This window comes from Photobacterium sp. SP02 (genome assembly GCF_038519165.1).
GTDB lineage: Bacteria > Pseudomonadota > Gammaproteobacteria > Enterobacterales > Vibrionaceae > Photobacterium > Photobacterium halotolerans.
This window is the reverse complement of the sequence record NZ_JASJOJ010000028.1, coordinates 17137-39934: the sequence shown is the minus strand read 5'-3', so window position 1 is coordinate 39934 and position 22798 is coordinate 17137. Positions and strand designations below refer to the sequence as shown.

Sequence of the window (22798 nt, the reverse complement as noted above, 5' to 3'; positions counted from 1 at the left end):
TACACCTTCGTTTGGCCATCCGCGCTATTTCAGTCAGTAGTATAAAGATAACTCAAATAAATTTAACGCCGTCAGAGGTGTTTATTCGAATAATTTTGCCTTGTCTTTACCAGGGGAGCATACCACGCCATGTTGCACAAGCCAGTCTGGACCGGGATAGATATCGGCCACCATAGTGTAAAGGCGGTCGTGCTTAAGCAAAATAAAGGGCGGCTTGCGTTATTGCATTACGCTGAAGTCGCTTTCTCTCCTGTCGGACATGCCGGGGCGTCCCCCGGTGGCGGGCTCCATCACAATAGCCTTTCCGGACCTATCTTGTTGTCAGCCTTGCGTAAAATACGGACGCTGCTTCCAAAGCGCTCTGTTCGTACTGTGCTGTCACTGCCTGACAGTGAGGTGGTGCAGCAAGAACTTACGCTGGAACAACGCTGGGGTCAGGATATCGGAACCGAACTGGCAAAGATACTGGCGGGTACCTTGTCGATGGAGCCCGAGGCGCTGAGCCTGGACTATTATCCATCTCCGACGCCCGGACAGGGGACCACAGACAGCGGATTGCGTTTTCAGGTCTTTGCGGCCAAAACTCACCTAGTTGACGCCAGAACCCAGAGTGTGCGTGAGGCCGGTTTTGAGCCTGTGATCATGGAATTGCAGGCGCGCGCACTCTTGTGGCTGCTGGAATACTGTCACCGCCAGGCAATCACGGCCATGGGAGCGAATCCGGCGCTGGTTTGTTTGGGAACTGAGGAAGCGGATCTGGCCGCCGGCTTTTCGCACAGTCTGCCACTGCATCGCACCTTTATGCTGAGCCGCTCTGGTAATGCGCCCTCATCGGAACTGCTCCGGCAGCTGCAGCATTATCATTCCCTGTCGCCGTTAACCGGGCTGTGGCTGACTGGCCGCTCTTTGTCTGACGAAGATCTGGCTTTGTGGCAGCAAGCGTGCGGGTTGCCTGTTGCTTTTTTGACCCCAGGGCAGGTGTTTCCTTTGTTGCACCGCTCGCCGGCGGTGGCTGTGCCGCACGATACTGCCTGGGCCAGAGCGGCGGCTTTGGCAATCAGAGGGGCGCTATCATGCTGATCCCGGTTAATCTCTTGCCCTGGCGTGAAGCACAGTTCATCGCGCATGCCCGCCGGTTTTGGTACTGCCTGGCGGCGACTGTGGTGCTGGCAGTGCTGATCATCGGGAGCTTGCGGCTTTATCACGGGGAACGGCTGGCGCGCCAGAAAAGCAGTAACGAGCGCATTCAGCAGCAAATACTTGCGCTGGCGCCCGATCTTGCCAAGCTGGCTGATTATCAGCGCCAGCATCAGATGTACCAGTCTCGCTTGGCGGCGGTTAGCCGCTGGCATCATGCGCGTTTTCCCGTGATTTATCTGCTCAATGACTTGCCAGATCTCCTGCCGCTGTCCGCCGAGCTGGAGAGGCTGACACTGAAAGACAATGCCATAGTGCTGGCCGGTCAGACCCGGCAACTGGCGGCGTTACCAGACTTTCTGGCCCGGATCGAGCGCCAGGAATGGGTGAGCCACAGCCAGCTGCATTCGGTGCAACGCGATAACCCGGCGGGACCTGGCGAGCCGCTCACAGTTGGCGATGGAGCCTTTCAGCGATTTTCAGTCACTATGACTCTAGTATCGCCGCTGTTGGAGGCTGTTCATGACTGACTGGCGGGATCTGACCCTGGAGTCGATGCCAAACTGGCCACTGCGTTATCAGCTGGCTGCCTGTCTGGGGCTGCTGGGGATGCTAAGTCTGGTGTTTTGGCATTGGAGCATTAAAGCGGTGATCGAGCAACAGCATGAGTTGCAAGAGCAAGTCCTGTCACTGAGGGCGCAGCTTACCCGGCAGCGCACACAGGCGGAGTTATTGCCTGAGTGGTCGGCGCGGGCAGATCAGATGATGGCCATTTACCGGCAGCAATCGGCCCGGTTGCCCGATAAATCGGCCTGGCCGCAAGTACTGGCGGAAATCGAAACTCTCAGTGTGGAGGCCGGCGTAGCCTTGCAGCATCTTCGCTGGGGGAAAAGGGAAAATCACCCGTGGTACAGTGTGCAGCCTTTGCGCTTTGCCTGGCAGGGCGACTATGACTCGGCAGGGACATTGTTAGCCCGGCTGGCATCCATGCACTGGCTGCTGGTGGTCAATGAGCTGACGATCCAGCCTGTCGACGGGCAATCGGCTGAGTTGCGGGTCACAGGAAGTGCGCAGCTGTATCAGATGCCGGTGCCGCCCGGTGGCCCGATTCTGACTGATGACCAGGGACAGGAGAGATACCAATGATCACTTATTTCCGCCGTCATTTTTCCTTTCGTCCGTTTTTTTACTGCCCCTTTTTTTACTGCGTGGGCAGCTCTGTCTTGCTGTTGGTGGCTGTGCCCGCCACAGGGTTCAGCCTGGCAGACGCACCTGTGTTCAACGTCAGTCCGCTTGGTTCTCCGTTTCAGCGCTTTGAGCTGATTGAGGCCGAAGCTGGAGCGTGTCAGGGATCGGCTAAAGACATGCTGGTTAAGGGGCTGAGGATGAAGGGCAGCGTCAAGGATGAACACGGATGGGCGGCGCTGCTGAGCGCTGAGGACGGGCGGCTGTTCAAAGCCAGGCCAGATCAGGTTCTCGGGCCCAGAGTCAGGGTGCTCAGCGTGGATGCCGGGCAAACAGGGCTGATTTTACAGACCGGCGGCGTGCCCGGCTGCCCTGTTGTGACTCATCACATTCTTCATCTGTCTCAGCGGCAGGCGGTTGATCGCGCCAGACAGCCTCTCCTGACCCCGGTCTGAGCAGAATTATTCAGGAAAGAAAAACATGCAGATTTTTTGTGCACTGTTCATGCTGACATACTGCATGATCTCTGTGCTTGGTACTGCCCCGGCAATGGCAGAGGGTGCATCTCCAGCGAATGACAAGCGATTGTCGCTTAACTTTCAGGATGTCCCGGTGCGTCAGTTGTTACAGGTGATGGCCGATCATCAGCAGCATAACTTGGTGGTTTCCGATGAAGTACAGGGCAATATTACCCTGAACCTCAAAGATGTGCTCTGGTCTCAGGCGCTGGATATTGTGCTGCAGATGAAAGGGCTGGCCTACCAGCGCCATGGCAATATTATGGTGGTGGCGCCAAGAGAGGCAATGGCCGCTCAGGAGCCGCAGACTATCCGCCAGCCTTTGCAGGGCGGGGAACTTAAAACCGAAGTGATTCTAATCCGTTACGCCAAAGCCACGGATCTAGCGGACATGCTGGCGGGTAAACCCGGTCAGTCGGGGCTGCTGACCGAGTATGGCGCATTGCATGTGGATGACAGAACGAACGCCCTGGTGGTCAAGGAAGTGGCGGACAGCATGGAGACCTTGCTTGCCATCATTGACGCCTTGGATAAACCGGTCAAGCAGGTGCAGATAGAGGCGCGCATTGTCAGCATGAATGAAAAGGATATCACGGATCTTGGCGTACGTTGGGGGATGTTAGACACCAGTGGCAGCGTGACGCTCGGGGGTTCCATTGAAGGAAACCTGGCGGCGTTGGGAGCCGATAACCTTGAGCCGGATGTCAGTGATTATCTTAATGTGAACCTCGGCGCTCAGGCTGGCGCTGCCAGAATCGCCTTTCAGGTGGCAAGATGGGGGGATCAGTTGCTGGATCTGGAATTGTCGGCCCTGCAGGCCGAGGAGAAAGCAGAAATCATTTCCAGCCCCCGACTGGTCACAACGAACAAAAAAATGGCCTATATTGAGCAGGGGACAGAGATCCCTTATCTCGAAGCTTCGTCAAGTGGTGCTGTGTCTGTTTCCTTCAAGAAAGCGGTGCTGAGCCTGATGGTGACGCCGCAGATCACCCCGGATGACAAACTGGTGCTGGATCTTGAAGTTACGCAGAACAAGCCCGGCGAGACGGTGATGACAGGCACAGGGGAAGCGGTGGCGATTGATACCCAGCGGATTGGCACCCAGGTACTGGTGGACAATGGCGAGACCATAGTCCTGGGCGGCATTTTCCAGCACCAGTTCAGTCAGGCCGTACGCAAAGTTCCCTTGCTGGGGGATATCCCCCTGCTGGGCAGTCTGTTCAGGCAAGAGCTCGAACGTGATACCCGACGTGAATTATTAATTTTCGTGACCCCGAAAATCCTCCGATAGTGAGGCCAGGCGCAGGCGCAGGGGGTGTTTATTTTGCTGAGATTAGACGCTTGACTGAGACTGGCTATTGCCAAACAGCAGTGAGTCCTGAGATAATTTTCGGTCTTATCACGAATGAAATGTGAGGAAGTTGGCGCCTCAGGCTTGCAAATCAATAGCCTGTGGGCGGTTTTGTCTATTTTTTAATCGCGCGTATATTTGCTAAACATGGCTGAAAAACGAAATATTTTCTTGGTAGGACCAATGGGGGCCGGTAAGAGCACCATTGGCAGACACCTTGCACAGCAGTTACATATGGAGTTTCTTGACTCAGATACTGTGATCGAAGAGCGTACCGGCGCCGACATCAGCTGGGTCTTCGACGTAGAAGGCGAGGAAGGCTTCCGTGCCCGTGAAGAAGCGGTCATCGACGATCTTACCCAGGAGCAAGGCATAGTCCTGGCGACCGGGGGAGGCTCGGTGAAAAGCAAAGAGAGCCGAAACCGTCTGTCAGCTCGTGGTATCGTGGTGTATCTGGAAACCACCATTGAGAAACAGCTGGCACGTACTCAGCGTGACAAGAAGCGCCCTCTGCTGCAAACCGATCAACCTCGTGAAGTGCTTGAAGCGCTTGCAGAAGAGCGTAATCCATTGTATGAAGAAGTAGCGGATTACACAGTACGTACCGACGACCAGAGTGCTAAGGTCGTTGCTAATCAAATTATCAAAATGCTGGAAGAGCGTTAACGACGGAGAAACAACGAGTCATGGAGCGGATTACAGTCAGTCTGGGTGAGAGAAGTTACGATATTTCAATTGGCACCGGATTACTGTCTGATCCGGACTATTTCACCTCTGTGACTGGTCGACGGGTTGTTATTGTCAGTAATGACACTGTCGCCCCTCTTTATGCCGACACACTGCAGGCCACGCTCAGTCCACTGGCAAAGGACGTGGCCCTGCTCAACCTCCCTGACGGCGAGCAGTACAAAACCCTCGATACTTTTAATCAAATCATGACATTTCTGCTGGAAGGCAGTTACGGCCGCGACGTGGTGCTGGTAGCACTGGGCGGTGGCGTGATTGGCGATGTCGTGGGCTTTGCCGCTGCCTGTTTCCAGCGTGGGGTGGATTTTATTCAGGTTCCGACCACCCTGCTGGCGCAGGTGGACTCATCGGTCGGCGGTAAAACGGCCGTCAATCACCCTTTGGGTAAAAACATGGTCGGGGCATTTTATCAGCCTCAGGCGGTGGTCATTGATACCGATTGTCTGAAAAGCCTGCCTGCCCGCGAGTTTGCTGCCGGCATGGCGGAAGTGATCAAATACGGCATTATCGTTGATCAGGATTTCTTCCAGTGGCTGGAACAACATCTGGATCAACTGCGTGCGCTGGATGCCAATGCACTGAGCCAGGCGATTGCCCGATGCTGCCAGATCAAAGCAGATGTGGTTGCGGCTGACGAGAAAGAGTCAGGTGTGCGCGCGCTGCTGAATCTAGGTCACACTTTTGGTCATGCGATTGAAGCTGAGATGGGGTATGGTAATTGGCTTCACGGTGAAGCTGTTGCTGCCGGTACGGTACAAGCGGCACAAACGGCTTGTCTGTTAGGTTTGATGACATCAGCAGAAGTGGAAAAAATCCGTTCATTGCTGGTGCAAGCTGACCTGCCGGTCGTTGCACCGGAAACTATGAACTTTGACCATTATATCAAGCACATGATGCGGGATAAGAAAGTGTTGTCAGGTAAGCTCAGGCTGGTATTACCGACTGGAATTGGTCGTGCTGAGGTCGTTTCTGATGTACCGAATGACATCCTGCGTCAGGTGATAGAACCCTGATGTTGTAATAATACATGACGATAGCCGCTTCTCTGACGTCTCTGGATCTGGACAGCCAGATCCAACTGCTTTCCCGGGTACAGTTTCTGACCCGATTCAGCTCCCATTTGATCCAAATCAGCGGTGAACCCGGGGCCGGTAAATCCTGGCTGGCGCAACGGTATCTTGAACAATGGGCCGACTCGGACGGTATTAACCATACCCGACAGGCCTTGCTGATGTGTCACCCGGCACAGAATGACAGTCAGCACAGAACCATATTGCTGAACCAGCTGATTCCGGGCGCCGTGTTTAACGACAATGATCCCCTGCACCAGAGTGTCGAGCGTTTGCTGGCCGGGAAACCGGTTGAGCTGCTGCTGGTGATCGATGATGCACATATGCTCAGTCCGGCACTGATTGGCGAGCTGTGGGCTTTGGTGGTAAAAGCACAAGAATCAGCAGACTGGCAGGTGAATGTACTACTCTTTAGTCAGACCGGCCGGTTAACCAAAGCCTTGCAGCAGGTCTCTCACGGTCAGGGACAGGCGCCGCTGGAGCTGGAAATTCCCTTGTTGCCTGAACAGGAAGTACAGGCGTTTCTGGAATTGGTTCTGGCCACCCATTCACTTGATGCCAATCAACGTCGGGCACTCAAAGCGCAGGCGGCTGAGGTCACACCGACACCCGGCGCTTTATCGGCACTCAATCACACGGAGGTGGCGAATATGGCCAATACAAGCTCCAGAACCTTTTCCCCAGCCGCACTTTTGCTGTTGTTGTTAGTTATTGCGGCGGCCGGCCTGGTGTTCTGGTACTTTCCTGATCAGCCGGCATCATCTCAATCTGATACGGAATCACTCAGCCCGAATACGACAGCAGCAGATGAAGTGCTGGCGCAATCGGCTGATGGCCTTGCTGTGTCACCGGATGAGCATGCCGGGCTGCCCCTTGAAACGGACAGCGTAGCCGTTGACCTCACTGACAAGAGTGACAGCCAGGTCGCAGAAACGGAGTCGTCCGCATCTGCTGAGGCAAACGCGGAGATCTTGCCCGAGCCGGTCAAGATTGAAGGATTGACTGTTGGCCGCAGTAATACCGCAGGCCAGCGCGTGGTGGTGCCCTCGGATGTGGTGGATGCCATGATTACCGAGCAGGAAACAGGTGGCTCAGGCGAGCTGGCAGTGGCTGCTCAGGATGCGCTCAGTCAGGCGGCTGAGGGTGGAGAAACCGGCATCCCCGGCGCGGCTTCGGCGCCCGAGCAAACGCAAGGTGCTGAACCTGTCCGCACAGCACCGGCAGAAGCGGCTCCAACAGCACCGCAACTGACCGGCCTGCAGGCGGCTATGGCCGCAGATAAAGCAACGCTCAAGTCGGTCAATAGCCGTCATTATGCGCTGCAGCTGGCCGCTATGCATTCGCTGGAAGCCACCCGCAGTTTCCTCAATGAATACGGGATTGAAGATATTGCTCAGGTGTATCAGACCCAGCGGCAGGGCGTGCGCTGGTATATTGTGGTCACCGGCGATTACAGCAGCGTAGCTGCCGCCCGCCGGGCACAGGCGCAGTTGCCGGCGAAAGTGCAATCGGTGCAGCCTTGGGTAAAGTCTTTTACTCAGATCCACCGTGAAATCGACCGGGTTCAGTAACCGCATGGTGCCCGGTCGGCAGTAATTCAGTTGTTGGGGGGATAATTGTCCCCAAGCAGTATGGGTCAGGTGAGAAATAGGTTACAATCCGCCACCTTTGAAAAGACAGTCGTTATGGGTGGTAGGTTAACCAAATGAAAAAGCAGCGTGCCTTTCTGAAATGGGCCGGAGGCAAGTTTTCTCTGGTCGAGGACATCAGACGACATCTGCCACCTGCACGAAAACTGGTTGAACCTTTTGTCGGTGCGGGTTCTGTGTTTCTGAACACGGACTACGACGACTATCTGCTGGCTGATATCAATCCGGACTTAATCAACCTGTACAATGTGATTAAGCATGAGCCCGAGCGTTATATCGAAGACGCCCGGCAGTATTTCACCCCGGAATACAACCAGAAAGGTGCCTATCTGGCTATCCGCGAAGCGTTTAACCAGACTCAGGATACCTACCTGCGTTCCCTGTATTTTCTCTATATGAACCGCCATGGCTTTAATGGCTTGTGCCGTTATAACAAGAAAGGCGGCTTTAATGTGCCGTTTGGTTCGTATAAAAAGCCTTACTTCCCGGAAGCTGAAATGTACCATTTTGCAGAAAAGGCCAAAAAAGCGACCTTTATCTGTGAAGGCTATCACCAGACCTTTTCCCGCGCCCGCAAAGGCAGTGTGATTTATTGCGATCCGCCTTATGCGCCGCTGTCATCCACGGCCAATTTTACCTCTTATTCTGGCAATGGGTTCAGCCTGGACGACCAGGCAGCACTGGCCGATGTGGCAGAAAAAGCGGCAACAGAAAGGCAGATCCCGGTGTTGATTTCCAATCACGACACCACACTGACCCGCCGCCTGTATCACGGTGCGGATTTGTCCGTGGTGCGGGTAAAGCGCACGATCAGCCGAAACGGCGGTGGCCGCAATAAAGTGGACGAGCTGCTGGCACTGTTCAGCCCGCCACAAAACGACTGATAATCACCAGCATCCCGACAAACAACACAATCGCAGCCAGTCCTGCCAGAATGAAGGGCAGGGCACTGGGCTGGCTGAAATCCTGTCGCCGGCTGTGATCGGACTGCACTCCCAGCAGAGCAGCACCCACGCTACGCCACAGGTTAGTTTTCTTCGGCACTGGCTTGTCCTTCATTTCAGACTCCTGTCGTCTGCGCTTCCTTATGCTTTAGCTTAGCCTGTAAACCCAGAGAGGGCCGCGGAACAAATCGGTAAGACATCGGGGTGGAGATCGGGTAGAATTTTGCCCATTTACTGCCCCGTATAGGTATACCGCGCGGGAACCCATTCAAGTACAGAGGCTGAACATGACGGATTTTCTGATCGCTCCCTCCATTTTGTCTGCCGATTTTGCCCGTTTGGGCGAAGAGGTTGAAAAAGTGCTGGCCGCCGGTGCCGATGTTATCCACTTTGATGTAATGGATAACCACTACGTCCCTAACCTCACCTTTGGTGCCCCCATCTGTAAAGCGCTGCGTGATTATGGCATTACTGCGCCGATTGATGTGCATTTGATGGTTAAGCCGGTGGATCGCATTATTCCGGATTTTGCCAAGGCCGGCGCGACCATGATCACCATTCATGCCGAAGCAACAGAGCACCTGGACCGAAGCCTGCAGCTGATCAAAGACCACGGCTGTCAGGCCGGGGTGGTATTCAATCCGGGCACGCCGCTGCATTATCTCGATCATGTGATGGACAGACTGGACATGATTTTGCTGATGTCAGTCAATCCGGGTTTTGGCGGGCAGTCTTTCATTCCGCATACGCTGGAAAAGCTGCGTATGGTGCGTGAGCGGATTGAGGCCTCTGGCCGTGAAATCCGGCTGGAAATCGACGGTGGGGTGAAAGTGGAGAATATCCGCGAAATCGCTCAGGCCGGTGCCGACATGTTTGTGGCCGGTTCGGCGATTTTTGGTCAGCCGGATTATAAAACCGTGATTGACGAGATGCGGGCAGAACTGGCTAAGGTGACGCGTTAATGAAAATTGAAGGCATTACATTTATCGCGTTTGATTTGGACGGCACCTTGCTCGACAGTGTACCGGATCTTGCCGACGCAGCCGATAAAACCATGCAAGCGCTGGGCTTACCCGGGGTGACCGAAGCGCAGACCCAGACCTGGATAGGCAATGGTGCTGAGACGCTGATTGGCCGCGCCCTGAGTCAGAGCATTGAGCTGGACCCGGCGCTGGATCCCGAGCTGCATCAAAGAGCACTGGTGATGTTTAACCGTTTTTATCAAGAAGGCGGTCACAAAAAGACAGTCTTGTACCCGGGGGTGACAGAAACGCTGGAAACCCTGCATCAGGCAGGGATCCCTATGGCGATTGTCACCAACAAACCCTCACAGTTCGTGCCGCACATTCTTGCAGAGTACGGGATCAGCCAGTATTTTACCGATGTGATCGGCGGCGATACCTTCCCGAAGAAAAAGCCGGACCCTTACGCGCTGCACTGGCTGATGGAAAAACATTGCCTGAGTTGCAGCGAGATGTTGATGGTCGGCGACTCCCGCAACGATGTTCTGGCGGCTCAGGCGGCCTCATGCTATGTTGTCGGCCTGACTTATGGCTACAACTATGGCCTGCCGATCAGTGACAGTCACCCGGACCGGGTACTGGATCAGTTCAGCCAGTTGCTGAATGTGGTGGCTATCGCCTAATCGCAGCGTGGACCCGATCGGCGTCAGGTTTAGCCGGTCACTTATTGTTTTCAGGCGGCATAGGTGCCGCCGGATATGTTTAGGACAACAGGAATATCCCATCATGAGTAAACCCATTGTATTTAGTGGCGTACAGCCTTCCGGTGAGTTAAGTATTGGTAACTACATGGGTGCGCTGCGTCAGTGGGAACAAATGCAGGATGAGTACAACTGCCACTACTGTGTGGTGGACCTGCATGCCATCACAGTCCGTCAGGATCCGGTCGCGCTGCGTGAAGCCACGCTGGATGCGCTGGCGCTGTGTCTGGCGGTGGGCGTCAGCCCGGAAAAGAGCACGCTGTTCGTGCAGTCTCATGCTCCTGAGCATGCGCAGCTGGCCTGGGTGCTGAACTGCTACACCCAGATGGGTGAGCTGAACCGTATGACGCAGTTTAAAGACAAGTCGCAGCGTCATTCGGAAAACATCAATGCCGGCCTGTTTTCTTATCCTGTGCTGATGGCGGCAGATATCCTGCTGTACGGCGCGCATCAGGTGCCTGTGGGCAATGACCAGAAGCAGCACCTGGAGCTGGCCCGTGATATCGCGATTCGCTTCAACAATCTGTATGGCGATACCTTTGTGGTGCCAGAACCTTACATCCCGCCTGTTGGTGCGCGCGTCATGAGCCTGCAGGATCCGCTGAAGAAGATGTCCAAGTCAGACGACAACCGCAACAATGTGATTGGTCTGCTGGAAGATCCGAAAGCGATCACCAAGAAGATCAAGCGCGCGGTGACCGATTCTGAAGAACCGCCACGTGTGGTGTTTGATATCGAGAACAAGCCAGGGGTGTCGAACCTGATGGGCATTATGTCGGGTGTGACAGGCAAGAGCCTGGCCGACATTGAAGCCGAGTACAGCGATAAGATGTATGGCCATCTGAAGAAAGATACTGCTGAAGCGGTGGTGGCGATGCTGGAGCCGCTACAGGCGCGTTATCACGCATACCGTGAAGATCGCGCTTTCCTGGATCAGGTAATGAAAACCGGTGCCGAGAAAGCCTCTGCGCGTGCCGCCGAGGTGCTGAAGAAAGTCTACCAGGCCGTGGGTTTTGTCACCCGCCCGTAATCGCCAATCTCATTAAGCGTACAAATGTAAGCAGAAGGCAGCACCTTCTGCTTTTTTTGTCTCCGTTTGCCGCAAATTCCCCCTGCTGATTTTTAGAGTAAGATCACTAAAATGACGTCACATGATGCATATGTGTGGTGTTTGTTAATGCTGTCACATTTATGAGATGTATAAGTGTTAAATAATGCATTCCTTTTTACATATAGCTCTCAATAAATGTAAAGGATTGCAGACATGTTACGAACCACACTTTTGCCATTGGCGGCTGCCATGGGCTTATTGCCTGTGCCGGCAATGGCCGACACCTTTAGCTGTGACACGCAAACCCTGACCCCGATTTATCAGCTTCAGGGAGACGGCCTCAAGAGCCCAGTGATCCCTGAGGGCCAGTACACCAGCCCGGAGGCTTATTACGTGCGCGGGGTGGTGACGGCCAAAGCGACCAGCCTTTACAAAGGCTTCTTCATGCAGGATCTGCAGGGTGATGACAACCCTGACACTTCTGACGGTATCTTTGTCTACACCGGCACTAAGGTGGCGGCGGATGTGCAGCCGGGCATGACGGTGTGCCTCAAAGCCAGGGTTAAAGAGCATTACGACCTGACGCAGTTGCTGGCCGAGCAGGACCAGCTGGCGATTGAGGCCCCGGGCGTTGTACCGGCACCGGTTGCCATTAGCGTCAGAGACGGTGAGCAGCTGGCCGATGCCATGGAGCGCTATGAAGGCATGCGTGTCCGGCTGGTAACAGACAGCCAGCTGAAAGTGACCCGCAATTTTGGTTTCGATTACTCCTCGTACCGTAACAATATGGTGCTGTCACACGCGGCGCCGTTAATGAAACCCACTCAGCTCTATGTGGCCGGCAGCGAGCAAGCCAAAGCCCTGGCGGCAGCGAATGACCGTAATCAGCTCTACATTGATACGGATGCCAAGGCACCGGATGGCGTGATGCCTTATTTCCCGGCACTGGATGCCGAGCAGGGCTATATTCGGGTGGGCGATACTGTCGTGAATCTTGAAGGGGTGATTGGCTACAGCTACGGCGAGTACCGTCTGCTGCCCACCAATACCCTGTCGGCGGCGGATTTTATCCATCATGAGGATCGTACCCCGGCCCCGCAGGCGGTGCCGGATACGCAGCTGAAAGTCGCCAGTTTCAATGTGCTCAATTTCTTTACCAGTGACAGTGACATAGGCGGCGCGCTGAATGCGATGTGTAAAGATCAGGCCGATGCCGATGCGGCCAGTGGCTGCAACCGCGGTGCTAAAACCCTGAGTGATTTCCAGCTGCAGCGCAGCAAGATAGTCAATGCGCTGACGGCCATGAATGCCGATATCGTCGGTATCATGGAAGTGGAAAATAACGGTTTTGGTGATGACAGTGCGCTGGCCAATCTGGTCACTACGCTGAACCAGCAGTTCAGTGATCCGGCGGATCACTATAGCTTCATCACTATTGAGCAGGCTGACATGCACCAGGGCCGGTTTCTGGGCTCGGATGCCATCACAGTGGCGCTGATCTACCGTCCGGGCAAAGTACAGCCGGCGTCAGCGGCGCAGGTGATCCGCATGCCGGAGCAGCACCTGTCCGGGGTGAATCCTCAGGGCGAGACGAAACAGCTGGATAAGTACCAGCGTGACAGCCTGATGCAGACTTTTGCGGTGCAAGGCGCGGTGGACGCGCAGCCATTAACCGTGGTGGTGAATCACCTGAAATCCAAATGCTCAGGTTGCTATGAAGACTGGATCAATGGCGAGTTTGACAGCGATCCGGCGGATTTGCAGGGCCACTGTAATGCGTTCCGGGTCTCTGCCGCTATGGTGCTGGCTGAGACGCTGAATACTATCGACGGCGATCTGCTGGTGCTGGGCGATATGAATGCGTACGCCAAGGAAGATCCTATCCGTGTCCTGACCGACTATGATCCGGCCAGCGCAGAGCGCAAGATACTGTCGGCGTCCGGCACCTCAGTGGCCGGCAAAGTGCTGCATGAGCAGGGCGTCGAAGCGGGCAAAGGGCTGGGCTTGGTGAATCTGGCCGACAAAGGCCATGACGCGCCGGCTTATTCCTACAGCTATGAGGGCGAGCTGGGCAGTTTGGATCACGCGCTGGCTAACCTGTCGCTGGCCGGGAAAGTGGCGGGTATCGAAGAGTGGCACATCAATTCACTCGAAAGTACCTTGTTTGAATACTCAGATAAGCACACAGGGGATCTGGTGAAATCGGCCGGGCCTTATTCTGCCTCAGACCATGATCCTGTGGTGGTCAGCCTGCGCTATCCACAGCCGGACCCCCGCCGTTTCCAGCTGACCTTCAAAAACAAGAGTGCCCATCCTGTCTATCCGGTATTTAATCGCTGGTACTGGGACAGCACGCAAACATGGCTGATGCCGGGCAAGCAGCGTCGCTACCGTGAGGACAATGTGTTCTTAAACCATGTCGGCATTGCTGCCGGCGATCAGGTGAGCCTGAGCCTGCTGGCTTACGGGGTGTTCGAAGTGCCTTGCAGCTACACGCCGCTGCGCTTAACCGGCCGCCTGAAAGCGGTGTATAACGGTGACAGCTGTCAGATGAAGCACTGATCCCGCGCTTTTGACGTGAAAAAGGCCGGCAGGAGGCAATCCTGCTTGCCTTTCTCCCTCCCTGTTGCAAAATAGGGCGCCGATTTTGCCAGGGCAGGGAGACTTATGCTGTTGATCATTGATAATTACGACTCTTTTACCTACAACCTGTATCAGTATTTCTGTGAACTGGGTGCTGAGGTGAAGGTGGTCCGTAATGACGAAATTGATCTGGCGGGGATTGCCGCGCTAGCACCGTCCCATCTGGTAATTTCCCCCGGCCCGTGCACCCCGGATGATGCCGGTATTTCCCTGGCGGCGATTGCCCATTTTGCTGGCAAACTGCCGATCCTCGGGGTCTGCCTGGGGCATCAGTCGATGGCGCAGGTCTTTGGTGCCAAAGTCGTGCGCGCCCGGCAAGTGATGCACGGCAAAACCTCCCCGGTGCGGCACAATAACCACAGTGTGTTCCGCGGCCTGAATAACCCCCTGACGGTGACCCGTTATCACTCGCTGGTGGTGCAGGCCGATAGCTTACCTGACTGTTTCGACGTCACGGCTTGGACAGAAAAAGACGGCGAGCCGGATGAGATTATGGGTATCAGCCATCGCACTCTGCCGCTGGAAGGTGTCCAGTTCCACCCGGAAAGTATTCTTACTGAGCAGGGTCATCAGTTGCTGGCCAATTTTCTGCGTCGTTGAAACCGGCTTTTATCCCTCCTGTTACCTGTCCCTTTCTTTCTCTTTTTTCGCTGACAGGCCTTGTCAAATGTGGCCTGGCTAATGAGTCATTAGTCTTTCTAATGGGTGTTTTTGGCGATTTTGGCTGTCTCACAAGCGCGATCTGCATCACTTTTCTTAACATTGGCCGAAAAATATTCATCCGTCCTTTGTCGCAAGCTTATGCACTTGGCCAAATCATGAACAGGGGCATTGATTCCTACAGGGAAAAACACCTTTCCTTAAAATCGTCTTAATAAGTTTTCCTTACTCGCGCATAAATATGTATCCATCGCAGTTATATGACGCACTTTCCGCAAAGGAAAAACATTTTCTGCTATTGGAATCGGTTAAAATTATGTAAATACTATGCGCAAAGCGATATACACAGAAGGAAAGTATAATGGCGACGGATCAAAAAGTAGGACGTCAAACCTTTGATGAGGTCATGGTACCTTGTTATGCCCCAATGCAAATCATCCCGGTGAAAGGTAAAGGTGCCCGTGTGTGGGACCAGGATGATCGTGAGTACATCGATTTCGCCGGTGGTATCGCGGTGAGCTGCTTGGGCCATTGTCACCCGGCTATGGTGTCAGCACTGAAAGAGCAGGGTGAGAAAATTTGGCACCTGAGCAACGTCATGACCAATGAGCCGGCACTGCGCCTGGCGAAAAAACTGACGGAAGTCAGCTTTGCCGAGAAAGTCTTCTTTGCCAACTCTGGCGCCGAAGCAAACGAAGCCGCGCTGAAGCTGGCGCGCCGTTACGCGGCCGACAAATTCGGTCCGGAAAAAGACGAGATCATCGCCTTTAAACAAGGTTTCCACGGCCGTACTTTCTTTACCGTGACCGTAGGTGGCCAGGCGGCCTACTCTGACGGTTTCGGTCCTAAGCCTCAGGCGGTGACGCACCTGCCTTACAACGATCTGGCCGCGCTGGCCGCACACATCTCTGACCGCACCTGTGCTGTGATGATGGAGCCGCTGCAAGGCGAGGGCGGTATCGTCTCTCCGACCCAGGAATTTATCCAGGGCGTGCGTGAGCTGTGTGACAAACACAACGCACTGCTGGTTTTCGATGAAGTACAAACAGGTAACGGCCGTACCGGTGAGTTCTACGCGTATCAGGGGCTGGGCGTGACGCCTGACATCCTGAGCACAGCGAAATCGCTGGGTGGCGGCTTCCCGATTGGCGCCATGCTGACCACCACTGAGCTGGCACAGCACCTGAAAATCGGTACCCACGGTTCTACCTACGGCGGTAACCCGCTGGCCTGTGCCGTGGCCGAGGCTGTGGTTGAGGAAGTCAGCAAGCCGGAAGTGCTGGCCGGTGTCAAAGAGCGTGAGCAATGGTTCCGCGACGGGATTGAGAAAATCAATGCCCAGTACCCTATCTTCTCCGAAGTACGCGGTAAGGGCCTGTTGCTGGGCGCAGCCCTGAATGCTGACTGGCAGGGCCGTGCACGTGATGTGCTGCTGGCGGCCGGCGAAGAAGGTCTGATGGTGCTGGTAGCCGGTACCAATGTCGTGCGTTTCACGCCTTCTCTGGTGATTGAAAAATCGGATGTCGAAGAAGGTCTGGCCCGTCTGGAACGTGCCATCGCCAAGCTTTACAACCAATAATAAGACAAGGGCAGGCACCATCGCTTGCCCTGCTTGCTGCCCCGGGTGTCACCCGGGGTAGTTTTTAGAAGAGAAAGAAATAACAGATATTCAGAGTTAGCAACCTGTGTTGCTACCTGCATCAGGAGGGAGTTCGATGCTGGTTATACGTCCAATTACAAAAGCTGATTTACCTGCACTGATGATGTGCGCCGACGAATCAGGTCACGGCTTCACATCATTGCCGGTTAATGAGGAGATCCTCAGCAATCGGATTGCGCATTCAGTGGAAAGCTTTAATAAAGACGTCACTGCACCGGGTCCGGAAGGCTACCTCATGGTGGCGGAAGACACTGAGACAGGCGAAATTGCTGGTACGACCGCCCTGGAAGCGGCAGTCGGACTGGATAACCCATTCTATACTTATCACCTCAGCACCCTGGTCCATAATTCACATCATCTGGATGTGCACAAAGTGCTGAAGGTACTGACGTTCGGTAATGACTACACGGGTGTGAGTGAACTGTGCACCTTATTCCTGCGTCCTCAGTGGCGTCAGGGACTGAACGGAAAGCTGCTGTCCAAGTGCCGTTTCCTTATGCTGGCCGAGCACAGCCACCGTTTTTCTGACACTGTGATTGCCGAAATGCGCGGTGTATCAGATGAGCAGGGAAATTCCCCGTTCTGGGAATGGCTGAAAGAGCACTTTTTCTCGATTGATTTCGTCGAGGCCGATTACCTGACAGGGATCGGCAAGAAAGAATTTATTGCCGATCTGATGCCGAAATTGCCCATTTACGTCAACCTGCTGAGCAAAGAGGCCCAGGCCGTGATTGGACAGGTGCACGACAATACGCGCCCGGCGCTAAAATTGCTGGAAGCGGAAGGTTTCGTCAACCGTGGCTATGTCGATATTTTTGATGCCGGCCCCACGGTGGAGTGCGATCTTCGCCATATCGAGTCGGTCCGTGCATCTCAGCGCTGTACGGTTGAGATCGGCGAACATCACAGCTCGCATAATTACATCATCAGTAATACCCGTTTTGCCGGTTTCCGTGCAACGGTAGGTAAAGCGGCACTGGATGGTGAACGTAATCTGGCCATCATTTCTCCGGAAATGGCCAAGGTGTTAGAAGTGAAAAACGGGGATCAGGTTCGCCTGATTGCTCAATAACTAGGGTGGAATACAAAATGACACAATGGATTGCAGGCAACTGGCAAGCCGGTCAGGGCGAAGCGATGCAGTCGCTGAACCCATTCAGCGGTGAAGTGATCTGGGAAGGTAAGAGTGCCACAACCGAGCAGGTTGAGCAGGCTGTGGCCAGCGCACGTCAGGCACTGGTGACCTGGCGTCATACCCGCCTGGAAGAGCGTCAGGCTATCGTTGAGCGCTTCGCTGCCCTGGTCAAAGACAACAGCGAGCACATTGCCCGCACTATCGCCGAAGAAACCGGCAAACCGCTGTGGGAAACGCGCACTGAAGCCGGCGCCATGGTGGGTAAGATTGCGATTTCTCTGCGTGCTTACAATGAGCGTACCGGTGAGCGTGAAAAAGACGTGGCCGGTACCAAAGCCGTACTGCGTCACCGTCCGCTGGGCGTGATGGCGGTATTCGGTCCGTATAATTTCCCCGGCCACCTGCCAAATGGCCATATCGTACCTGCGCTGCTGGCGGGTAACACTGTGGTGTTTAAGCCCTCTGATCTGACGCCGAAAGTGGCGGAAGAAACCATCAAGCTGTGGGAACAGGCGGGTCTGCCAGCCGGTGTGCTTAATCTGGTTCAGGGCGCGCGGGCGACCGGTGAAGCCCTGGCACAGTCGGCCGGTATCGACGGCCTGCTGTTTACCGGCAGCGCCAATACAGGTCATATCCTGCACCGTCAGTTTGCCGGTCAGCCAGGCAAAATGCTGGCACTGGAGATGGGCGGCAACAACCCTATGGTCATCTCCAAGGCCTACGGCGACCTGAAATCCACTGTGTACACCATTATCCAGTCGGCTTTCATCAGTGCCGGACAGCGTTGTACCTGTGCCCGTCGTCTCTATGTCCCTGCAGGGGCAGAAGGGGATGCCCTGATTGCGGCGCTGGTCGAAGCGGCCAAAGCCATTAAGGTGGACGGCCCGTTTGCCGAGCCGCAACCTTTCATGGGCCCGCAAATCTCGACGCTGGCCGCCGATAACATCGTGGCAGCCCAGCAGCGTCTGATTGATATGGGCGGTGAGCCGCTGCTCAAAGCCGAACGCGGCCAGGGCGCCATCGTGACCCCGGGCATCATTGAAGTCAGTAAGATTGCCGAACTGCCGGACGAAGAATACTTCGGACCATTGCTGCAGGTGGCACGTTACCAGGAGCTGCCTCAGGCGGTCGAGATGGCCAACAACACCCGTTACGGCTTGTCAGCCGGTCTGGTCTCTACTGACGACAGTGAGTGGGAATACTTTATCGATCATATCCGTGCGGGTGTCGTCAACCGTAACCGCCAGTTGACCGGTGCCAGCGGCGATGCGCCGTTCGGTGGTCCGGGTGCCTCGGGTAACTTGCGTCCGAGTGCTTACTACGCGGCGGATTATTGTGCATACCCAATGGCATCTATGGAAGGTGAGGCAACCGAATTGCCGGCACAGCTGTCTCCAGGGATCCAACTGTAACTCATACTTAACCCGTATTTTCGAAGGGGAACCGCATCATGGAAAGAGTGGAAAAATTGTTTGAGGCCCTGTGGCAGGACTTTACTACCCGTCTTTGCCCGTCGGCGGCGCAGGTACACGATCTGCTGACAGAGGAAGAGCCTCTGCAAAATGATCATATTGCGCTGCGTACCTTTAATCTGCCTGGGGTCAGCCTGGATGTTCTGGCTGCGCCTTTTATTGCCATCGGCTACAAGCCGTGCGGCACCTACCATTTCGAGCAGAAGAAACTGTACGCTGAGCACTTCGAGCACCCGAATCCGGCTGCCCCGAAAGTGTTCATCAGCGAACTGCTGGTCGGTCAGTGCTCTGCACAATTGCAGAACACGGTACGTGCGCTGGTCAAGCAGATCCCTGACGGGGCAATGAATGATGCGTCCTTCCTCTATAACGGCCGTTTATGGGAGCTGGATTTTGCGACCTATGAAATGCTGGCCGCGGAAAGCGAGTATGCCGGCTGGGTGGCCGCTCACGGTTACGGTGCCAATCACTTTACGGTGAGTGTCAATCAGCTGGAGCAGTTCACGGAAGTGGCGGCGGTTAACAGCCTGCTGCGCCACAACGGGTTCAGCATCAATGAAGCCGGCGGCGAAGTGAAAGGCAATCCGGAAGTGATGCTGGAGCAGTCATCCACTATGGCTGATCGTGTGGATGTGTCCTTCACCGACGGCGTACGTACTATTCCAGGCGGTTTTTATGAGTTCGCCAAGCGCTACCATCAGGCAGACGGGGAACTCTATCCGGGCTTTGTCGAAGCCTCAGCCGACAAAATCTTCGAAAGTACCAATATGTGATGCAGCCTGGCTGACAAACACCTTAAACAGCGGCCTTCTGGTCGCTGTTTTTTTAGCTCTGGTATCTTGGTGTCAGTGCTGCTGATCCAAAGGCAGCATCCAGGCATCACTGTCACGACTCAGGATCCCGGCGTGCAGACCGGCTTCCTGTTCCAGTAACTGGCGCGGCGACTGAAACCCTGTCATCTCCACTGATGCTGTGAGAAAACGGCCCATAGTGACCACAGGGCGGGTTGGCAGCTGGCTGTGCTGCGCATTCGGGGCAAAACGTTCGATATCCATATCGCGACATCCACATAAAACTGATATGCCAAATGTAGCAATAGGAATGAGGAAGGCAACTGAAAAACTGTGAGGTGACTAGAGGAACCTGATGCAAAGCCGGGGGATGGTGTGCAAATGCAAGAAAAGCCGCACGGGCGGCTTTTCTGATACTCACATTGGCTGCATCACAGCTGAGTGATCAGCGAGTGCCGTAAACCACTATGGTTTTGCCGTGGGCAGAAATCAGGTTCTGCTCTTCCAGCATCTTGAGGATGCGGCCAACGGTTTCACGGGAACAGCCAACGATTTGACCGATTTCCTGACGGGTGATTTTGATCTGCATCCCGTCCGGGTGGGTCATGGCATCAGGTTGTTTGGCCAGATTTAACAGCGTCTGGGCAATACGACCGGTCACATCCAGGAACGCCAGGTCGCCAACTTTCTGGCTGGTGACTTGCAGACGGCGCGCCATCTGAGCAGACAGTCGCATCAGAATATCCGGGTTGACCTGGATCAGCTGACGGAATTTCTTAAAGGAAATCTCTGCCACTTCACATGGTGTTTTTGCACGAACCCAGGCAGTACGCTCCTGGCCTTCTTCAAACAGGCCAAGCTCACCGATGAAGTCGCCCTGGTTGAGGTAGGACAGAATCATCTCTTTGCCTTCTTCGTCCTTGATAAGAACGGCAACGGAGCCTTTAACGATGTAGTAGAGGGTCTCTGCTTTCTCGCCAGCGTGGATCAGTGTACTCTTTGAAGGGTACTTATGAATGTGGCAATGAGAAAGGAACCACTCCAAGGTTGGATCTGTTTGCGGTTTACCTGGAACCATATTACTAACTTCCTCTGCAGTGTATTGCCCAACAACGTCATTCCTTGAATTGGGGTTGGGTATAACAATATCATTGTTTGCCAACTAGGATATTCAGTCAACGGCTGGGCTGCAAGCGCATGTGAACATTCAGTCCAAGAGTTTAACTTTTTTCGACACGCATTGCTTGATATTGGGTGACGATAAATGCACATTTTGGACGCATTACTGTGCACATGATCACACAGTTGTGACTTAGTTTTTAAATGCGGGTTTGAGTAGTAAGGAGCATCGCATGCAATCACGTGTTAAATGGGTAGAAGGTTTGACTTTTGTCGGCCAGTCAAACTCGGGCCACAGTGTGGTCATGGACGGTAACGGCGGCAAAACGGCGCCGAGTCCGATGGAACTGGTGCTGATGGCAGCCGGCGGTTGCAGCTCTGTCGATGTGGTCGACGGCCTGAAAAGTGCCGGCCAGGCCATCACGGCCTGCGAAGCCAACATGACCTCAGAGCGCCGCGAGCAGGCGCCGCGTTATTTCACCTCGGTCAATCTGCATTTCGTGGTGACTGGCCATGATCTTGATGAAGCGCTGGTGGCCAAAGCGGTCGGTGATTCGCTGGAAAAATATTGCTCTGTGTGCCTGATGCTGGGCAAAGGTGTCACGCTGACACATTCTTATGAAATCGTCGCCGCTTAATGGTGTTTCGGGAAAGCCGCGCCGGTTTTCCCCCTTATTTTTCGGTGAGCAGTATGATCATCCCCTGGCAAGAATTGGACTCAGAGACACTCGATAATTTGATAGAACACTTTGTCCTGCGCGAAGGCACGGACTATGGCGAGCGCGAGCTGAGTCTGGCGCAGAAGGTCGCCAGAGTCAGGCAGCAACTGGATAGTGGCGAGGCAGTGATTATGTTCTCTGAACTCCATGAAACGGTTGATATTAAACTGCGCCGTTCACTGAGCGCAGAATAAAGCTGCCATAATGAAAAGCGGCAGCAGAAAACGGAAGCTGACGCCGATGCACGGGCCCGTGAAACTTGACTGCTTTCTCTGGCCCTGTTACTAACTGATTCCGTTAGGATTAACGACAAGGTATGTCATGTCTGCAAAACACCCGATCATTGCAGTAACAGGTTCCTCCGGAGCAGGAACGTCCACCACCTCAGAAGCCTTCCGTAAGATGTTTAACATGTTGAACATTCATGCGGCCTGGCTGGAAGGGGACAGCTTCCACCGGTTCACCCGCCCTGAAATGGATGTGGAGATCCGCAAAGCCAAAGAGCAAGGCCGTCATATCAGTTATTTTGGCCCGCAGGCCAACGACTTTGCTCAGTTGGGCAACTTTTTCCGCCAGTATGGCGAAGACGGCAGCGGCAAGTTTCGCCGTTACCTGCACACCTTTGACGAGGCTGTGCCGTATAACCAGATGCCGGGCACATTCACCCCCTGGCAGGATTTGCCGGAAAATACCGACCTGCTGTTTTATGAAGGACTTCATGGCGGTGTGGTGGACGGCGATGTCAACGTGGCACAGCATGTGGATCTGCTGATTGGCATGGTGCCTATTGTCAACCTGGAGTGGATCCAGAAGATCGTCCGTGATACCCGGGATCGCGGCCATTCCCGCGAGGCGGTGATGGAGTCGATTGTCCGCTCAATGGATGATTACCTGAATTACATCACGCCGCAGTTCTCCCGTACCCATATCAACTTTCAGCGTGTGCCGACAGTCGATACCTCGAACCCTGTCAGTGCCAAAGCGATCCCCAGTCTGGACGAGAGTTTTGTGGTGATCCGTTTTCGCGGCATCAAGAACGTGGACTTCCCGTATCTGCTGGCGATGATTCAGGGCTCGTTTATGTCGCGCCACAATACCCTGGTGGTGCCGGGCGGTAAAATGAGCTTTGCGATGGAGCTGATCATGCGGCCACTCATCCAGCAGTTAATTGACACCGGCAAGATCGGTTAATACTGACGACACAACAACGCCTGTTTGCAGGCG

General features: G+C 54.6%; 24 protein-coding genes. 21 read left to right on the top strand and 3 right to left on the bottom strand.

The genetic code is table 11. From position 1 onward, the window contains the following. Positions 1-129: 129 nt before the first annotated feature. The 9 genes from pilM (at position 130) to dam (ending at position 8541) form a co-directional block, all read left to right on the top strand. Positions 130-1080, top strand: coding sequence for a type IV pilus biogenesis protein PilM (gene pilM / locus P0Y67_RS13335; protein WP_342392244.1), 951 nt, complete (start codon positions 130-132; stop codon positions 1078-1080). Next, positions 1074-1667: a PilN domain-containing protein gene (locus P0Y67_RS13330; RefSeq protein WP_342392243.1), complete on the top strand. Its 594-nt coding sequence runs from the start codon at positions 1074-1076 to the stop codon at positions 1665-1667. Before pilM ends, P0Y67_RS13330 begins: the two co-directional genes overlap by 7 nt. Then, the gene (locus P0Y67_RS13325; protein WP_342392242.1) at positions 1660-2283 is read left to right on the top strand and encodes a type 4a pilus biogenesis protein PilO; all 624 of its coding nucleotides are present in this window, start codon (positions 1660-1662) and stop codon (positions 2281-2283) included. Before P0Y67_RS13330 ends, P0Y67_RS13325 begins: the two co-directional genes overlap by 8 nt. Next, entirely contained in the window at positions 2280-2777 is a 498-nt protein-coding gene (locus P0Y67_RS13320) for a hypothetical protein (protein ID WP_342392241.1), read from the top strand. The genes P0Y67_RS13325 and P0Y67_RS13320 overlap by 4 nt, the downstream gene beginning before the upstream one ends. A gap of 25 nt (positions 2778-2802) precedes the next feature. Further along, the gene (locus P0Y67_RS13315) at positions 2803-4131 is read left to right on the top strand and encodes a type IV pilus secretin PilQ (RefSeq protein WP_342392240.1); all 1329 of its coding nucleotides are present in this window, start codon (positions 2803-2805) and stop codon (positions 4129-4131) included. 207 nt (positions 4132-4338) lie between these two features. Next, positions 4339-4857, top strand: coding sequence for a shikimate kinase AroK (aroK, locus tag P0Y67_RS13310; RefSeq protein WP_342392239.1), 519 nt, complete (start codon positions 4339-4341; stop codon positions 4855-4857). Between the two features lie 20 nt (positions 4858-4877). Further along, positions 4878-5951, top strand: a complete 1074-nt coding sequence (gene aroB, locus P0Y67_RS13305) for a 3-dehydroquinate synthase (RefSeq protein ID WP_342392238.1) — start codon at positions 4878-4880, stop codon at positions 5949-5951. Positions 5952-5965: 14 nt separating this feature from the next. After that, a complete protein-coding gene (locus P0Y67_RS13300) occupies positions 5966-7579 on the top strand; it encodes an SPOR domain-containing protein (protein WP_342392237.1) in 1614 nt (537 codons plus the stop codon). Positions 7580-7713: 134 nt separating this feature from the next. Further along, complete coding sequence (gene dam / locus P0Y67_RS13295; protein ID WP_337112671.1) at positions 7714-8541, top strand: adenine-specific DNA-methyltransferase; 828 nt, start codon at positions 7714-7716, stop codon at positions 8539-8541. On the opposite strand, the gene P0Y67_RS13290 is transcribed toward dam, so the two are convergent. Then, a complete protein-coding gene (locus P0Y67_RS13290) occupies positions 8519-8716 on the bottom strand; it encodes a DUF2970 domain-containing protein (protein WP_337112672.1) in 198 nt (65 codons plus the stop codon). The genes dam and P0Y67_RS13290 overlap by 23 nt on opposite strands. Positions 8717-8888: 172 nt before the next feature. Here P0Y67_RS13290 and rpe point away from each other — a divergent pair, with 172 nt between their 5' ends. The 9 genes from rpe (at position 8889) to P0Y67_RS13245 (ending at position 19718) form a co-directional block, all read left to right on the top strand. Continuing rightward, positions 8889-9563: a ribulose-phosphate 3-epimerase gene (rpe, locus tag P0Y67_RS13285; RefSeq protein WP_342392236.1), complete on the top strand. Its 675-nt coding sequence runs from the start codon at positions 8889-8891 to the stop codon at positions 9561-9563. Next, positions 9563-10246, top strand: coding sequence for a phosphoglycolate phosphatase (locus tag P0Y67_RS13280; RefSeq protein ID WP_342392235.1), 684 nt, complete (start codon positions 9563-9565; stop codon positions 10244-10246). Before rpe ends, P0Y67_RS13280 begins: the two co-directional genes overlap by 1 nt. A gap of 103 nt (positions 10247-10349) precedes the next feature. Further along, complete coding sequence (trpS, locus tag P0Y67_RS13275) at positions 10350-11354, top strand: tryptophan--tRNA ligase (RefSeq protein ID WP_027250642.1); 1005 nt, start codon at positions 10350-10352, stop codon at positions 11352-11354. Positions 11355-11588: 234 nt separating this feature from the next. Further along, a complete protein-coding gene (locus P0Y67_RS13270; protein ID WP_342392234.1) occupies positions 11589-13937 on the top strand; it encodes an ExeM/NucH family extracellular endonuclease in 2349 nt (782 codons plus the stop codon). Positions 13938-14042: 105 nt separating this feature from the next. Continuing rightward, entirely contained in the window at positions 14043-14618 is a 576-nt protein-coding gene (locus tag P0Y67_RS13265) for an aminodeoxychorismate/anthranilate synthase component II (protein WP_027250644.1), read from the top strand. A gap of 421 nt (positions 14619-15039) precedes the next feature. Further along, positions 15040-16257: an aspartate aminotransferase family protein gene (locus P0Y67_RS13260; RefSeq protein ID WP_342392233.1), complete on the top strand. Its 1218-nt coding sequence runs from the start codon at positions 15040-15042 to the stop codon at positions 16255-16257. A 136-nt stretch (positions 16258-16393) separates the two neighbouring features. Next, the gene (gene astA, locus P0Y67_RS13255; RefSeq protein WP_027250646.1) at positions 16394-17410 is read left to right on the top strand and encodes an arginine N-succinyltransferase; all 1017 of its coding nucleotides are present in this window, start codon (positions 16394-16396) and stop codon (positions 17408-17410) included. Positions 17411-17427: 17 nt separating this feature from the next. Further along, positions 17428-18885: a succinylglutamate-semialdehyde dehydrogenase gene (gene astD / locus P0Y67_RS13250; RefSeq protein WP_027250647.1), complete on the top strand. Its 1458-nt coding sequence runs from the start codon at positions 17428-17430 to the stop codon at positions 18883-18885. Positions 18886-18923: 38 nt separating this feature from the next. Then, positions 18924-19718 carry a DUF1338 domain-containing protein gene (locus P0Y67_RS13245; protein ID WP_027250648.1) on the top strand — a complete coding sequence of 265 codons (795 nt, stop codon included), beginning with the start codon at positions 18924-18926 and terminating at the stop codon, positions 19716-19718. A gap of 72 nt (positions 19719-19790) precedes the next feature. On the opposite strand, the gene P0Y67_RS13240 is transcribed toward P0Y67_RS13245, so the two are convergent. Both P0Y67_RS13240 and crp read right to left on the bottom strand, forming a co-directional pair. Next, on the bottom strand, positions 19791-20000 hold the full coding sequence (locus P0Y67_RS13240; RefSeq protein ID WP_027250649.1) for a hypothetical protein: 210 nt from the start codon (positions 19998-20000) through the stop codon (positions 19791-19793). Positions 20001-20181: 181 nt separating this feature from the next. Then, positions 20182-20814, bottom strand: coding sequence for a cAMP-activated global transcriptional regulator CRP (gene crp / locus P0Y67_RS13235; RefSeq protein WP_027250650.1), 633 nt, complete (start codon positions 20812-20814; stop codon positions 20182-20184). A gap of 274 nt (positions 20815-21088) precedes the next feature. Here crp and P0Y67_RS13230 point away from each other — a divergent pair, with 274 nt between their 5' ends. The 3 genes from P0Y67_RS13230 to P0Y67_RS13220 all read left to right on the top strand — a co-directional run bounded on the left by P0Y67_RS13230 (position 21089) and on the right by P0Y67_RS13220 (position 22765). After that, positions 21089-21493, top strand: a complete 405-nt coding sequence (locus P0Y67_RS13230) for an OsmC family protein (RefSeq protein WP_342392232.1) — start codon at positions 21089-21091, stop codon at positions 21491-21493. A gap of 53 nt (positions 21494-21546) precedes the next feature. Then, positions 21547-21768 carry a YheU family protein gene (locus P0Y67_RS13225; protein WP_027250652.1) on the top strand — a complete coding sequence of 74 codons (222 nt, stop codon included), beginning with the start codon at positions 21547-21549 and terminating at the stop codon, positions 21766-21768. A gap of 127 nt (positions 21769-21895) precedes the next feature. Next, positions 21896-22765 (top strand): phosphoribulokinase, encoded by an 870-nt coding sequence (locus tag P0Y67_RS13220; protein WP_027250653.1) that lies wholly within the window; start codon positions 21896-21898, stop codon positions 22763-22765. Positions 22766-22798 lie beyond the last annotated feature (33 nt).